At 41.5% G+C, this 13590-nt stretch carries 13 protein-coding genes; 4 read left to right on the top strand and 9 right to left on the bottom strand.

The genetic code is table 11. The features are described 5' to 3' along the window. Positions 1-124 precede the first annotated feature (124 nt). The 4 genes from nusG to pbp2a form a co-directional block, all read right to left on the bottom strand. The gene (gene nusG / locus PCY16_RS03590) at positions 125-664 is read right to left on the bottom strand and encodes a transcription termination/antitermination protein NusG (RefSeq protein ID WP_002883644.1); all 540 of its coding nucleotides are present in this window, start codon (positions 662-664) and stop codon (positions 125-127) included. Positions 665-864: 200 nt separating this feature from the next. After that, complete coding sequence (gene secE / locus PCY16_RS03585) at positions 865-1041, bottom strand: preprotein translocase subunit SecE (protein ID WP_002883656.1); 177 nt, start codon at positions 1039-1041, stop codon at positions 865-867. Positions 1042-1049: 8 nt separating this feature from the next. Further along, a complete protein-coding gene (rpmG, locus tag PCY16_RS03580; RefSeq protein ID WP_081051369.1) occupies positions 1050-1202 on the bottom strand; it encodes a 50S ribosomal protein L33 in 153 nt (50 codons plus the stop codon). 48 nt (positions 1203-1250) lie between these two features. Then, positions 1251-3578, bottom strand: a complete 2328-nt coding sequence (gene pbp2a / locus PCY16_RS03575) for a penicillin-binding protein PBP2A (protein ID WP_195413347.1) — start codon at positions 3576-3578, stop codon at positions 1251-1253. 65 nt (positions 3579-3643) lie between these two features. Between pbp2a and PCY16_RS03570 the strand changes: the two genes are divergently transcribed. The 4 genes from PCY16_RS03570 to PCY16_RS03555 all read left to right on the top strand — a co-directional run bounded on the left by PCY16_RS03570 (position 3644) and on the right by PCY16_RS03555 (position 6139). Continuing rightward, complete coding sequence (locus PCY16_RS03570; protein WP_195413346.1) at positions 3644-4513, top strand: RluA family pseudouridine synthase; 870 nt, start codon at positions 3644-3646, stop codon at positions 4511-4513. 182 nt (positions 4514-4695) lie between these two features. After that, positions 4696-5028, top strand: a complete 333-nt coding sequence (locus PCY16_RS03565) for a TM2 domain-containing protein (RefSeq protein ID WP_045769224.1) — start codon at positions 4696-4698, stop codon at positions 5026-5028. Next, positions 5028-5333 carry a DUF2752 domain-containing protein gene (locus PCY16_RS03560; protein ID WP_145516997.1) on the top strand — a complete coding sequence of 102 codons (306 nt, stop codon included), beginning with the start codon at positions 5028-5030 and terminating at the stop codon, positions 5331-5333. Before PCY16_RS03565 ends, PCY16_RS03560 begins: the two co-directional genes overlap by 1 nt. Positions 5334-5434: 101 nt before the next feature. Beyond that, positions 5435-6139: a superinfection immunity protein gene (locus tag PCY16_RS03555; RefSeq protein ID WP_145516998.1), complete on the top strand. Its 705-nt coding sequence runs from the start codon at positions 5435-5437 to the stop codon at positions 6137-6139. Between the two features lie 75 nt (positions 6140-6214). Here PCY16_RS03555 and groL read toward each other — a convergent pair whose 3' ends face one another. From groL to PCY16_RS03530, 5 genes are all read right to left on the bottom strand, one after another. Then, the gene (gene groL, locus PCY16_RS03550; protein WP_070838903.1) at positions 6215-7834 is read right to left on the bottom strand and encodes a chaperonin GroEL; all 1620 of its coding nucleotides are present in this window, start codon (positions 7832-7834) and stop codon (positions 6215-6217) included. 44 nt (positions 7835-7878) lie between these two features. Beyond that, a complete protein-coding gene (gene groES / locus PCY16_RS03545; protein WP_002883604.1) occupies positions 7879-8166 on the bottom strand; it encodes a co-chaperone GroES in 288 nt (95 codons plus the stop codon). A 165-nt stretch (positions 8167-8331) separates the two neighbouring features. Further along, positions 8332-9135: an ABC transporter ATP-binding protein gene (locus tag PCY16_RS03540; RefSeq protein WP_002889814.1), complete on the bottom strand. Its 804-nt coding sequence runs from the start codon at positions 9133-9135 to the stop codon at positions 8332-8334. After that, on the bottom strand, positions 9135-11075 hold the full coding sequence (locus tag PCY16_RS03535; RefSeq protein ID WP_084915090.1) for an ABC transporter substrate binding protein: 1941 nt from the start codon (positions 11073-11075) through the stop codon (positions 9135-9137). The genes PCY16_RS03540 and PCY16_RS03535 overlap by 1 nt, the downstream gene beginning before the upstream one ends. Before the next feature lie 606 nt (positions 11076-11681). Beyond that, positions 11682-13544, bottom strand: a complete 1863-nt coding sequence (locus tag PCY16_RS03530; RefSeq protein WP_096832809.1) for a proline--tRNA ligase — start codon at positions 13542-13544, stop codon at positions 11682-11684. Positions 13545-13590 lie beyond the last annotated feature (46 nt).

Raw genomic sequence — 13590 nt, 5'->3', positions numbered from 1 at the left:
CGTTAGAAAAAAGGGAGTGACACAGAACTAAATTTTAAAAATCTAGCTTCTAGCCTCTCCCTCAAGTTTAATGAGATAGTCTTTCGAGGTTGAAGTCTCTTATCCCAACCTCTTTTTATCCATCTTAAAGTTCAGCGATTTGGTAAAGTTCAAGTTCAGCAGCTGTTTCTGAACCAAACATGTTAATCATGATTTTAACCTTGTTGTTTTCAATTTCTACAACACGGCCTTCTTGACCCATAAAGGCACCATCAATGATTTGAACCACATCACCAACCTTGATATTAGTATCAAAGACATCAACTGTTTGACCCATTGAAATCAAGATTTGACGGATTTCTTCTTCCAAAAGTGGTGTTGGTTTAGAACGGTTACCATGAGAACCAACGAAACCAGTAACGTTCGGAGTATTACGGACAACGAACCATGCTTCGTCTGTCATTACCATCTCAACAAGAACGTAACCAGGGAAGCGGTTTTCTTCCACTTCTTTAACTTTACCGTTTTTCTCAACATTGACAGTTTGAGTTGGGATTTCAACACGCAAGATATTTTCAAGCATATTATAAGTTTGAGCACGTTGCAAAAGGTTTTCTTTAACTTTGTTTTCGTATCCTGAATACGTTTGAAGGACGAACCAGCCCTTGTCGAATGAATCTAGCATTTTAGGATTCCTTTCTTTTTTCTAAATGACATTTAAACACCATTGACCATCTTTCCTCAAGGCTCGAGTGTTAAATGTAAATGAATGCCTAGGGTTTAATTCAAAGCGTAATAAAAAAGCCTGATGGCCCTTGTTCTCGCTTTTATCTGCATTTATTATAACAAAAAAGAGCAGGCATTCCCACTCTTTTTGTGTTTTCTTTAGAAAAAGTTAATCAGTGCTGACATAGCGCGACTCAACAATTCATCAAACGCATAGATGATGACAGTGAAGAACGCAGTATACTCAAGAACTGAAATAAAATCATGCCAGCGTTGTTTACGGTCTGGCCAAGTCGTGTCTTTCAAGACTTTGAAAATACTTCCAGTTTGTCTCACGGTGTCTCCTATCTTGTTTCCTTATGCAAGGTGTATTTTTTACAATGTTTACAAAATTTGTTAACTTCTAGTCGTGTTGGTTTGGGAGTGTTACTCACATTAATTGAGTAGTTTCGGCTCCCGCATTCAGCACACGCCAGGCTTGCTTTTTTCTGTGCCATAACGCCTCCGTTCTTTTTATCTTACCACTTTTAGGTGCAATTGACAAGCTATCTAAACAGACCTGAGAAGGAGTCTGTAATCTTATCCCATAGGCTACTTGCCTGATCTTTAACGTCATTCACAACATCTGATGCCTTATCTGTCCATGACTTGTTACTACTATTACGTGAGTCATTTGGATCTGCCGTATAGTCTAGGGTTTGACCATCAGCTGCATAGGCATTTTCAACAGTAAACTCAGTACCTGGTGTATTTGGTAAAACATCCGCAGCGATATAGCTGAAGATCGTCGAAGCTGTTCCCGAGCTAGCTCCTGTTAGGTAGTGACTTTCGTCAGTCTTATCAAAACCAATCCAGGTCGTCATGACCACATCAGGAGTATAACCAATCACCCACTGGTCACTAGTCAAATCTTTGTTGAATTCAGCCTGAACAGTACCTGTCTTACCTGCCATTGTGTAACCCGTGTAGTTGGCATTCACAGCGGAACCATTTGAGAAGGTACCAAGCATCATGCTAGTCATCTGGTTAGCTACTGACTGGCTGATAACACGTTTAGACTTCTTACTATGGGTAGCAATGATATCACCACTAGCATTTTCAATTTTAGTGATGAAATAAGCTGTATTCATCTCACCACCATTAGCAAAGGTCGCATAAGCCTGAGCCATTTGAAGAGGACTGGCTGTCACACCACCACCAAGTGAAATTCCAAGTTCTTCCGGAACATTGTCAAAGTTAAGACCAAATTTTTGACCGTAACTAATCCCCTTTTGAATACCGATTTGATTAAAGAGGTAAACTGCTGGGATATTGTAGGAGTTGGCCAAAGCTTGATACATGGGCACATCCTCTGTCTCAACACCACCGTAGTTGGTTGGAGTATAGCCGTTATAGTCGATTGGTTTATTAGGAAGGTCCTTATTGATGCTCCATCCTGAAGCCAGAGCTGGGGCATAGACCACTAAAGGTTTGATGGTCGATCCAGGACTACGCTTCCCTTGAGTTGCATAGTTAAAGTTACGGAAGGTTGTATCACTAGTACCACCCACACGACCTACTAGACCACGTACCGCTCCAGTTGTTGGATCAAGTGCCACACTAGCTGACTGTGCTGTACTACCGTCACTTTCTGATGTAGGGAAGAGATAGGTATTTTCGTAGGTTTGTTGCATATTAGCTTGTGAGTTGGCATCCATCTCTGTGTAGATTTTGTAACCATTTTTAACGATTTCATCCTCACTCAAACCATAAGTTTTCGTAGCTTCTTCAATAACAGCATCAAAGTAAGACGGATACTTGTAGTCATCGCCAGTCCCTTGATAGGTATCATCCAGGCGACTAGCCATATCAACTCCAGCCGCACTGTCGGCATCTGCTTGACTCAACTTCTTGTCATCAACCATGTTGGCGAGGACAGTGTTTCGACGGTTGGTCGCATTTTGGATATTATCGATTGGGTTGTAAATTTCAGGTCCCTTAAGCATACCAGCGAGGGTCGCTGCTTCATCAACGGTTAGATTGGCAGCACTTGTCCCGAAGTATTTTTGGCTGGCGTCTTCAACACCCCAAACCCCATTTCCGAAATAGGCATTATTGAGGTACATAGTAAGGATTTCTTGCTTGCTGTATTTCTTGGTTAATTCCAAAGAGAGGAAGAATTCCTTGGCCTTACGAGTAACAGTCTGTTCTTGAGTCAAGAAAGCATTTTTAGCCAACTGTTGGGTAATGGTTGAACCACCACCAAAGCGCCCCATGGATACAATAGCCAGGAGGAATCGCTTGACGTTAACCCCGCTATTTTTATAGAAGGTACGGTCCTCAGTTGCTATGACAGCATTCTCCAAGCTATCACTAATAGCGTCTAGTTCCACATAGGTCCCTTTTTGCCCTGACAAAGAACCAGCTTGATTGCCTTCTTTGTCATAGATAACCGTAGTGGCTTTCAAGGCATCTTGAAGGTCTGAAACATTGGTCGTCTTGGCAATATAGAAAAGGTAGGAACCTACTGTCAGAACCAGCACAGCTAGCATGATAAAGAGAATTTTCCCAATATGATAGCGACGCCAGAAACGGCGAATAGGATTTCTTGGCGAAAGCGTAAACTTGCTCAAGAACGCCTGAACCTTACCTAAGGGTTTGGTGCTATCAATAGGTTTCTTTTGCTTAGAACGTTGATAACGTGACGTCTCTTGACTTTCCTGAGACATATCCAAGTCTTCAACGGCTTGTTCAACCTCATCAGGTTTCTTAGCGAACAATCCCTTTATCTTATCTTGTAAATCCTTCGATTTTCCAGCAGGCTGGGATTCCTTACTCTTTCCGCTAGTTTCTTCTTTAAAAAGTTTGTTTTTTAGATTATCAAAAAATGTCATAACCTTATTATACCAAGTTTTTACAGATTCTGTCCTCTTTTAAACGTTCATGATATAATGAAACCATGACTTTACACGTAGAAATTATCAATCCTTATCCTGCAACGACTGTCAAAGACTTGCTAGAAACTAAGCTCCTCATTCCTCGTAAGATTCGTCATTTCCTACGCACGAAAAAGCACGTCCTCATCAATGGAGAAGCTATTAATTGGCAGAGTTCTGTTGAAAAAGGCGATAAGATTAGCCTGACCTTTGACCGGGAGGACTACCCTGAAAAAATTATCCCTGTGGGAAATGCCAGTTTAGTAGAACCTCTCTATGAGGATCCTCATCTCATCGTGGTCAATAAGCCTGAAGGAATGAAGACGCATGGTAATGAACCCACGGAAATTGCTCTACTTAACCATGTTTCAGCCTATTGTGGGCAAACCTGTTACGTCGTTCATCGACTAGACATGGAAACCAGTGGGGCTGTCCTCTTTGCAAAAAATCCGTTTATCCTGCCAATTCTCAATCGACTCTTGGAAGATAAGAAGATTCAGCGTCAATACTGGGCATTAGCTGAAGGTAAATTCCAAACCAAGGAGACTGTGTACAATGACAAGATTGGACGCGACCGCCATGATCGTAGAAAACGGGTGGTTGATCCTAGAAAAGGGCAGGTTGCCTATACAACCGTCACACGCCTCAAAACCTTTAAAGGAGCTAGTCTGGTCAATTGCCAACTAAAAACCGGCCGGACCCACCAAATTCGTGTGCATCTGGCCCACCATGGACATGCCATTCTGGGGGATCCTCTTTATAGCCACCGAACCGCATCTCGACTCATGCTCCACGCCCACACTCTTAGTTTCACCCATCCCTTAACACTCGAAAAAATCACTGTTAAGGCGAATTCAGACAGTTTTGAACAAGGGTTGAGAAATCACAAATAATAGAAGTAGGCTCATTCTCAAGCATAGTGCGAAAGGATTATCCTAATGATCCTCTAGTTATGACACAGTGGAAGCTTGCAAATAAGTTGCTTTTATTGACCTCAAAAGCCTTGACCACCTTGAATCTCCCTGGACATTATGTTAAGCTTTACATATCATATAAATTAGAGGAGTATTTAATTATGAATCCAGCAGATCAATGGTTAGCTATCAATGCCAAGTATTTTCCAGCAGAACAAGTGCAGTACATCCGTCAACGTCTTGAAGCACTTCCTGAGCAACAACTTTCAATGCTTTACTCAATCAGCTTCCAAGATCCAACAATGTTGTTGATTATTTCACTTCTAGGTGGGACTCTTGGAATTGACCGCTTTCTATTAGGACAAATTGGTCTCGGTGTTGGTAAACTTTTGACGTGTGGTGGATGTGGTATCTGGTCAATCGTTGACTTATTCCTCATCATGGATGCTACTCGCCAATCAAACGCTCAAAAACTCTTTGCAGTTATTGGCTAATGAAAAACTATTTTACACGCTTGTGGGCCTACCACCAGCGTTTTTTTAGATTATATCTCTTAGTTTCAGTAGCAGTTTATGGAGTCTACCTTTTACATCTTCCAACACCACTCAGTTTAATCCTAAGACCGTTTGGCCTTAAAGGTTGGAGCGCAGGCCTAACACGCGCTAGTGTTAGACTCTTACACCTAGATTGGCAAGGAGCCTGGAACTATAATCCACTGATATATCCTCTAGTGGTCTATATCCTAACCTATTTCTTTCTCTTTCCCATCTTTAGTGATAAGAAGATTATTAGGAAATAAAGCAAACACTCTTATTCGATTCCCATTGCCGTCCCCTTACACTATTGCTATAATTGTAATTATCAACATTTTTATAATCAAGTTATCTGGAGGTTATACACATGAAACAACAAGATTGGATTGATTTTTTCCAAGCAGTTAATGGTCGTAATCCAAGTATTCAAGAAATGGCTGAAGCAGCTCAGAAAGGCGAGTTTGTCCGAGAAACTCCCAAACCAACTGTCGAAATAACAAAAACTGTCCCACAAAAAGACACTGTAGAAACTGCCGAAAATGATGTTGACAATTATGATGTTGCTGAAGAACCACTAGCTGATACCAACTTAGAGGAACTACAGGATTTACCAAATACTAGCCCCGCGTCAAGTCAGACTAATGCTACCTTCCAACATCCAAATCATAACTTTAACGAGACTTGGACGCAACACGAAAGTAAGTCTCAAACAAACCTCATCATGATAGCCATCGCTTCTATCCCAGTTATCCTCTGGGCTCTTGCAATGATACTCTTTGGAATTGCCAGTGATGAGCTTAGTGGCGGCTTGCTCACGGCTTTTCTCTCCATCATCATTTCTTTACCCTTGGTAGTACTTCAAATATTACCAGCTCTTCTAAATAAAACCGATAAAAAATGGCCAATCTTTATCCTATCCTTTCTTCTAGGATGGACATTCATCGGTTGGGTTATCTTTCTTGTTATTTCTATCAATACGAATAAGGAAGCAGAGCGCATTAGACAGCAACAAATGATGATGCAGATGTCAGGTAAACAAGGAAGTTCTGACATGTTTAACCCTTTTCACTGATTAACAATAAATAATAAAAAGAAAACCCAGAAAAAGTTTCTCGACTTTTCCTAGGTTTTTTTGCTTTCTTAAATCTTAGTAACCCATCATTCCTGGATCCATAGCTGGCGCTGCTGGAGCCTCTGGTTCAGGCTTGTTGGCAACAACTGCTTCAGTTGTCAAGATAAGACTAGCTACTGAAGCGGCATTTTGGAGGGCAGAACGTGTGACCTTAACTGGATCAATGATTCCTGCTTCAACCATATCTACCCACTCACCGTTGGCAGCGTTAAAGCCTGTACCAACTGGGCTATTCTTCAATTTATCAATGATAACTGACCCTTCATAACCGGCATTATAAGCAATTTGACGAACAGGTTCTTCCAAGGCGCGGAGGACAATATTACGTCCTGTAGCGTCGTCACCTTCAAGGTCAAGTTCAGCTACCTTAGCAATAACATTGACTAGGGCTGTACCACCACCAGCAACGATACCTTCTTCAACAGCGGCACGAGTAGCATTAAGAGCATCTTCGATACGAAGCTTCATTTCTTTGAGGGCTGTTTCAGTGGCTGCACCAACCTTAACGACAGCAACCCCACCTGACAATTTAGCCAAACGTTCTTGAAGTTTTTCACGGTCAAATTCAGATGTTGTTGTTTCCAATTGAGATTTAATGAGGTTAACACGGTTAGCAATGGCTTCTACGCTTCCTGCTCCTTCAACGATAACTGTGCTATCCTTATCCACAGTTACTTTCGAAGCCTGACCAAGTGCTGCCATAGTTGCATCCTTAAGTTCAAGACCAAGATCCTCAGTAATAACAGTTGCTCCAGTCAATACAGCAATGTCTTCCAGCATCGCTTTACGACGGTCACCAAAGCCAGGCGCCTTAACAGCAACGACATTGAAAGTTCCACGAATCTTGTTAAGAACAAGTGTTGGAAGAGCTTCACCATCCACGTCATCAGCAATAATCAAAAGTGGACGACTGGTCTTAAGCACTTCTTCCAAGAGTGGGAGGACATCTTGAATATTTGAAATTTTCTTGTCAGTCACAAGGATAAATGGATTTTCAAGGTCAGCGACCATTTTTTCATTATCAGTAACCATGTACTGAGAAAGATAACCACGGTCAAACTGCATACCTTCAACCACTTCGAGTTCTGTCTCCATACCACGAGACTCTTCAATAGTGATAACACCGTCATTACCCACACGTTCCATTGCTTCTGAAATGTATTCACCAACTTTTTCAGAACGTGATGAAACAGCTGCAACTTGGGCAATGGCTTCCTTATTGGCAACTGGTTGAGCAATAGCTTTAAGCTCTTCCACGGCTGTAGCTACAGCTGCTTCAATCCCACGACGGATACCGATTGGATTAGCACCAGCCGTTACATTTTTGAGACCTTCACGGACGATAGCCTGTGTCAAAACAGTGGCTGTAGTTGTTCCGTCACCGGCAATATCATTCGTTTTTGAAGCTACTTCGCTGACGAGCTTAGCACCCATATTCTCAAAGTGATCTTCGAGTTCAATTTCTTTAGCAATTGTCACACCATCATTAGTGATAAGAGGTGAGCCAAAAGCTTTTTCCAAAACCACGTTACGACCTTTAGGGCCGAGTGTTACCTTAACTGTATCAGCCAAAGTATCAACACCACGAACCATTGCTGCGCGTGCATCTGATGAAAATTTAATATCTTTTGCCATAGTTACTCCTTCTTTATCTTAGTTTATATCTGATTAGCATTGACCTAAGCTAGGACCGCTAAAATATCTGCTTCACGGATAATTGAAACGGAATCATCTCCGTCTTTAACATTGACACCTGCACCATTTTCAACAAGGACTTTATCGCCTGCTGCAACACTAGGTGCAATCAATTCACCAGTAAGAGTACGGATTCCTTCACCTACTGCTAAAACCTCAGCAGTCTTTGTAGCTTCATGACTGGCTCCTGCCAATACAAAGCCACTAGCTGTTTTTTCTTCTGTTTCTTCAAAACGGACAACGATACGATCGCCCAATGGTTTCAATGCCATACCAATTACCTCCAAATGTTATTTGTTATTAGTAACGTGTGAAACGTTATTTTTAGCACTCATTAACCAAGAGTGCTAATCTATATATTTATTTTAGCACTTGGTCAAAAATAGTCAAGAAAAAACTACCCAAAATCTGAACTTTGGATAGTTTCTTTTTGCTTATTAACCGAGTACCAAGGCATCGTCATTGAGGACTTGTCCACTATTTTTGTGGAAGAGGTCCATAAGTTCTGCAACAGTGAGATTTTTCTTTTCCTCACCTCGCACATCGACGACGATTTTACCATGATAGAGCATGACCAGACGGTTCCCATATTCGATAGCATGTTCCATATTATGGGTAATCATAAGAGTTGTCAACTCTTGTTCTTCAACAATCTTACGTGTCAAATTCATAACCATATCACTTGTCTTTGGATCTAGCGCAGCTGTATGTTCATCTAAAAGCAAAATCTTTGGACGAACCAAGGTCGCCATAGCAAGTGTCAAGGCCTGACGTTGTCCACCTGACAAGAAATTAGCATCGGTCTTCATACGATTTTCAAGCCCAAGACCAAGATCTATCAAGGCTTCCTTGAACACTTGACGTTCACTCTCAGTAATAGACTTTTTAAAGAAGCTACGTTTCTTACCTCGACGATAGGCAATCGCCATATTTTCTTCAATAGAAAGGTTTGTCGCTGTCCCCATTCGAGGATCTTGGAAAACACGGCTAATGTCTTTAGAGCGCTCATCTACAGATGCTTTCTTAATAGATTGACCCTCCAACAAGATATCCCCTTCATCAATACTAAGAACACCAGCGATTGAATTCATCAAGGTTGATTTACCAGCACCATTTCCTCCAATAACAGAGATAAAGTCTCCCTGCTCAATGTCGAGATCCAAACCACGAAGGACGTGATTTTCATTGACTGTGCCTTTTTCAAAGGTCTTGTGAATCTGTTGTAAACTAAGTAAAGCCATTACTTGTCACCTCCTAAAGTCAAGGATTTGTTAGGTTTGATTTTCAATTTTTGTCGTACTTCTGGTACATATAGGATGACAGCAAGCAAGATGGCTGAAGCCAATTTCAACATTTGAGCATCAACGTTCATGGCAAGGATAATAACCAAGACCAGACGGTAAAGAACAGCTCCTACAACAATTGACCACAGGCGTTTACCAAGTGGTAGATACTTGACGATAACTTCAGCCAAGATAATTGCAGCCAAGCCATTTACGATTGTACCAGTACCCATATTCATATCCGCATAGCCATTGTTTTGAGCTAGGAGAGCACCTGATAGGGCAATCAAACCATTGGAAATCATGTAGCCAAGAATCTTCATACGGTCAACCTTGATACCATTGGCTTCACCCATGGCAAGGTTATCACCTGTCGCACGAAGGGCCAGACCAACCTGCGTATTAAGGAGAACAACCAACATAAGCACTACCAGACTAACAAAAATCAGTCCTAATAGAATCACACCATTCAGCTTAGACAAACCGAGTCCCATCACCATAGTTACTAGCGTATTATGTCCTGAAAGAGAGACATTGGCACTTCCAAGAACCAAAAGGTTAACGGAATAGAGCCCCGTTAAGGTAATAATCCCTGTTAAAAGTGCTGGTATCTTCATTTTCGTATGCATAAAGCCAGACACAGCTCCAGCAAGCATACCAGCTACAAAACCACCTAAAGTCGCAAAGATTGGGTTGATTCCACGGATAATCATGATAGTTGTCGTAGCAGCACCAAGTGGGAAAGCCCCTTCAGCTGTCAAATCAGCAAGGTCCAAAATACGGAAGGTAATGAAGACCCCAATAGCCATGATTGCCCAGAGAAGTCCCTGAGAAATGGCTGTTAGCACCACATTTGAAAATCCATTCTTCGATGACTTATTCACCTTGAGCTTAATGACACCCTTATCTTTTTTGGCAATCGGTTTGTCATCTTTCGTTGATACTTTAGATTCCTCATCACTAATGCTAGAAACATCAATGCCAAGTTCTTTAGCCATGTCATGGTTAACCACAACATTTAGTGTTTTAGGATACTCTGCATCGACATCCTTGACCTTCTCACCTCGGAGAACACGGCCTGCCAACTTACCTGTTTGACGACCAAGAGCTTCATAGTTGGTTCCATAAGTGAATAGGACACCTTTTTCTACACTACCAGCGTCACTACCAACAACTGGGACCTTAGTCTCTTTAGAAAGATCTACCAAGGTATTAATAGCACTAACAATAGTATTGTCGGTTGGGATGAAGATGACTTGGGTCTGACTCATCAAGCTCTTGGCTGTGTCTTGGATATCATTGGTGGATGAAATTCCCTTAATAACCGTTTCAATACCAGCTTCCTTGAAGTATTTCTTGGCTTCTTCAACCTGAACCTCTGAGTTACGCTCGCTGGTCGTGTACATAATCCCAACTTTTTTAGTATTTGGAAGGACCTTTTTCAACAACTCAACTTGTTTGTTGATAGGTGACATGTCACTTGTCCCTGTCACATTTCCTCCAACATTGTCCATAGACTTAACCAATTTAGCTGAGACAGGATCTGTAACAGCTGTAAAGAGAATTGGCTTGTCCTTTGTCAAACTACTCAAAGACTGAGCTGCTGGGGTTGCGATAGCCAACATAAGATCGTTATCTTCAATAAGCGACTGAGAAATCGTCTGCAAGTTAGACTGATCCCCTTGTGCATTCTGATAATCAATTTTGATGTTCTTACCGTCAACATAACCTTCCTCTTTGAGTTCTTCAATGAACCCTTTACGTGTCGCTGACAAGGAAGGATGTTCCACATATTGGAGCACACCGACGTGAACCAAATCTTTATTAGAAGCATTGGAACATGCTACCAAGAGGACAGCTGTGATAACAGCCATCATACTGACCAAGAATTTCTTCATCTTGTATACCTCTATTTTTTATTCTATCTATTTCCAATTTTCTTTTATGCTTTTTCCGAGACGATATGGTCAAAAGCAAGCAAATTAGACCTTACATCGCTTCATCAGATCCTAAAGTCCGTCGTCCAAAGACCATCACCTTTTGACCTTATAAAAAGTTGGCTAGAATTCACCATTTTTTAGACATCTAAAGGTCAAAAGAAAACTAAAAATAGACCACGGTATGAAAAAACCAGTTAGGACAGGCCCAACTGGTTTTCTGCATCTTGACTAGCATAGGCTAGCTTATGTCACCGGTTAGACCTATTCATCTAATCGGCTAATCCATCACAAAATGCTTTAGCTTCATAGATACAAACTGACTGACGCTTGTATCCTGAAACACAAACGTCCTATCTAAAGAAACTAAAGTAATAAAAAGCTTTAAGATTTCCCAAATGGGTCGCTTTATTAAGCATGTGATGCCTCCGTAGTTATGATAGTCTTAAGTTTACACTATTTAGACAATTCTGTCAAATTGGAATTTACTCTCTTTTCTCTCAATTCATCACTATCACTACAAAAGAAAAATCTCTTCTTGCTCCTGCAAGAAAAGATTTTTTAATCTTAAGCATCTTGTTCTGTTGTTAAGATAGCAAGTGTCTCAATCAAGTTATCGGCATTAACTTCAATAGTATCACCTGTTGCCTTGATTTTAACTTCGACAACACCTTCGCTGGCTTTTTTACCAACTGTCACACGGATCGGAAGTCCGATAAGGTCACTGTCAGAGAATTTAGAACCAACACGCTCATTACGATCATCTGTCAAGACATCATAGCCTTCAGCCATAAGAGCAGCTTCCAAACGTTCTGTCAAAGCATTGGCTTCCTCATCCTTAGTGTTAACTGTGATCAAGTGAACATCATATGGAGCCAATTCTTTAGGGAAGTTAATTCCCCATGCATAGCGGTATTGACCTTTTGGGGTCTTGTTAACAAAGAGACGTGCATGTTGTTCGATCACAGCTGACAAGATACGGCTAACGCCGATGCCGTAACATCCCATGATAATTGGAACAGCACGGCCATTCTCATCAAGAACATTAGCACCCATACTTTCAGAGTAACGTGTACCAAGTTTAAAGATATGACCAATCTCGATACCACGCGCAAACTGAAGGACACCTTGACCATCTGGTGAAATTTCACCCTCTTTAACTTCACGAATATCCACGTATTCTGCCTTGAAGTCACGCTCTGGGTTAACCCCTGTCAAGTGGTAACCATCTTCATTGGCTCCAACAACCGCATTAGCCACGTCTTGAACCTTACGGTCCGCAACGATGCGAACATTTTCAGGAAGGTTAACTGGACCAAGAGAACCGAAGTTAGCGCCAAAGACTTGACGTGCTTCATCTTCTGTAGCTGGTTCAAGGAAATCAGCTGCAAGGTAGTTTTTCAACTTCACATCGTTAACCTGATCATTACCGACAAGAAGAGCCACCACTGGTTCATCATCAGCGATGAAAAGCAAAGTCTTGATGGTTTGTTCTTCTGGAACATTCAAGAAAGCAGCGACTTCATCAATTGACTTGCAGTCTGGCGTTTCAACTCGAGTCACTTCTTCTTGAGTCACAACCTTGGTCGCTGGTGTGTAGGCGTTTGTTGCCATCTCAAGGTTAGCTGCATAGCTTGACTCTGTAGAGTAGGCGATTGTGTCTTCACCAGATACCAACCATGATGTCAATTCTTTTTTGATTTCTTCCATGACATCTTCTGGAATCTCATCCAATGAAGCAATTGACTTGTCAAGAACTACCCAACGGTTGAGATCTGTACGCTCAGGAGTGACCGCCATAAATTCTTGAGAATCCTTACCACCCATGGCACCACCATCACCGATGATTCCCTTAAATTCAAGGCCAGCACGTGTAAAGATAGCCTCGTAAGCTTTACGGTAGTCTTCATAGGTTACATCCAAATCTTCATAGTTTTGGTGGAAACTATAAGCATCCTTCATGATAAATTCACGTGTACGAAGAAGACCGTTACGAGGACGTTTTTCATCACGGTATTTTGATTGGATTTGGTAGAGATTAAGTGGTAATTGTTTGTATGATTTAACTGCATCACGAACCAAGGCTGTAAACGTTTCTTCGTGAGTTGGACCGAGGATAAAGTCAGATTTATCACGGTTTTTCAATTTATAGAGGTCTTCACCGTAAGTTTCATAACGGCCTGACTCACGCCACAAATCTGCTGTCAAAAGCGCTGGCGCCAACATTTCAACCGCACCGATTTTTTCAAACTCCTCACGCATGATGGTTTTGAATTTCTCGATAGCACGATTTGCCAATGGCATATAAGCATAAATACCAGCAGAAACCTGACGCACGTAACCCGCACGTACCATAAGGGCATGACTGATAACTTGAGCATCACTTGGCATTTCACGAAGTGTTGGAATCAACATTTTACTTTGTTTCATCATTTACATACTAAGGAGGCTGGCCCTTGGGTCAAGTCCCTTAGAC

The sequence above is a fragment of the Streptococcus sp. SS4 genome, from assembly GCF_030440125.1.
Lineage (GTDB): Bacteria > Bacillota > Bacilli > Lactobacillales > Streptococcaceae > Streptococcus.
This window is presented reverse-complemented; position numbering and strand designations above follow the sequence as displayed.

What these genes read in the sequence shown, in the direction of transcription:
- nusG (WP_002883644.1), bottom strand. Translation starts at nt 664, where the DNA reads ATGCTAGATTCATTCGACAAGGGCTGGTTCGTCCTTCAAACGTATTCA.
- rpmG (WP_081051369.1), bottom strand. Translation starts at nt 1,202, where the DNA reads ATGGCACAGAAAAAAGCAAGCCTGGCGTGTGCTGAATGCGGGAGCCGA.
- pbp2a (WP_195413347.1), bottom strand. Translation starts at nt 3,578, where the DNA reads ATGACATTTTTTGATAATCTAAAAAACAAACTTTTTAAAGAAGAAACT.
- PCY16_RS03570 (WP_195413346.1), top strand. Translation starts at nt 3,644, where the DNA reads ATGACTTTACACGTAGAAATTATCAATCCTTATCCTGCAACGACTGTC.
- PCY16_RS03565 (WP_045769224.1), top strand. Translation starts at nt 4,696, where the DNA reads ATGAATCCAGCAGATCAATGGTTAGCTATCAATGCCAAGTATTTTCCA.
- PCY16_RS03560 (WP_145516997.1), top strand. Translation starts at nt 5,028, where the DNA reads ATGAAAAACTATTTTACACGCTTGTGGGCCTACCACCAGCGTTTTTTT.
- PCY16_RS03555 (WP_145516998.1), top strand. Translation starts at nt 5,435, where the DNA reads ATGAAACAACAAGATTGGATTGATTTTTTCCAAGCAGTTAATGGTCGT.
- groL (WP_070838903.1), bottom strand. Translation starts at nt 7,834, where the DNA reads ATGGCAAAAGATATTAAATTTTCATCAGATGCACGCGCAGCAATGGTT.
- groES (WP_002883604.1), bottom strand. Translation starts at nt 8,166, where the DNA reads ATGGCATTGAAACCATTGGGCGATCGTATCGTTGTCCGTTTTGAAGAA.
- PCY16_RS03540 (WP_002889814.1), bottom strand. Translation starts at nt 9,135, where the DNA reads ATGGCTTTACTTAGTTTACAACAGATTCACAAGACCTTTGAAAAAGGC.
- PCY16_RS03535 (WP_084915090.1), bottom strand. Translation starts at nt 11,075, where the DNA reads ATGAAGAAATTCTTGGTCAGTATGATGGCTGTTATCACAGCTGTCCTC.
- PCY16_RS03530 (WP_096832809.1), bottom strand. Translation starts at nt 13,544, where the DNA reads ATGAAACAAAGTAAAATGTTGATTCCAACACTTCGTGAAATGCCAAGT.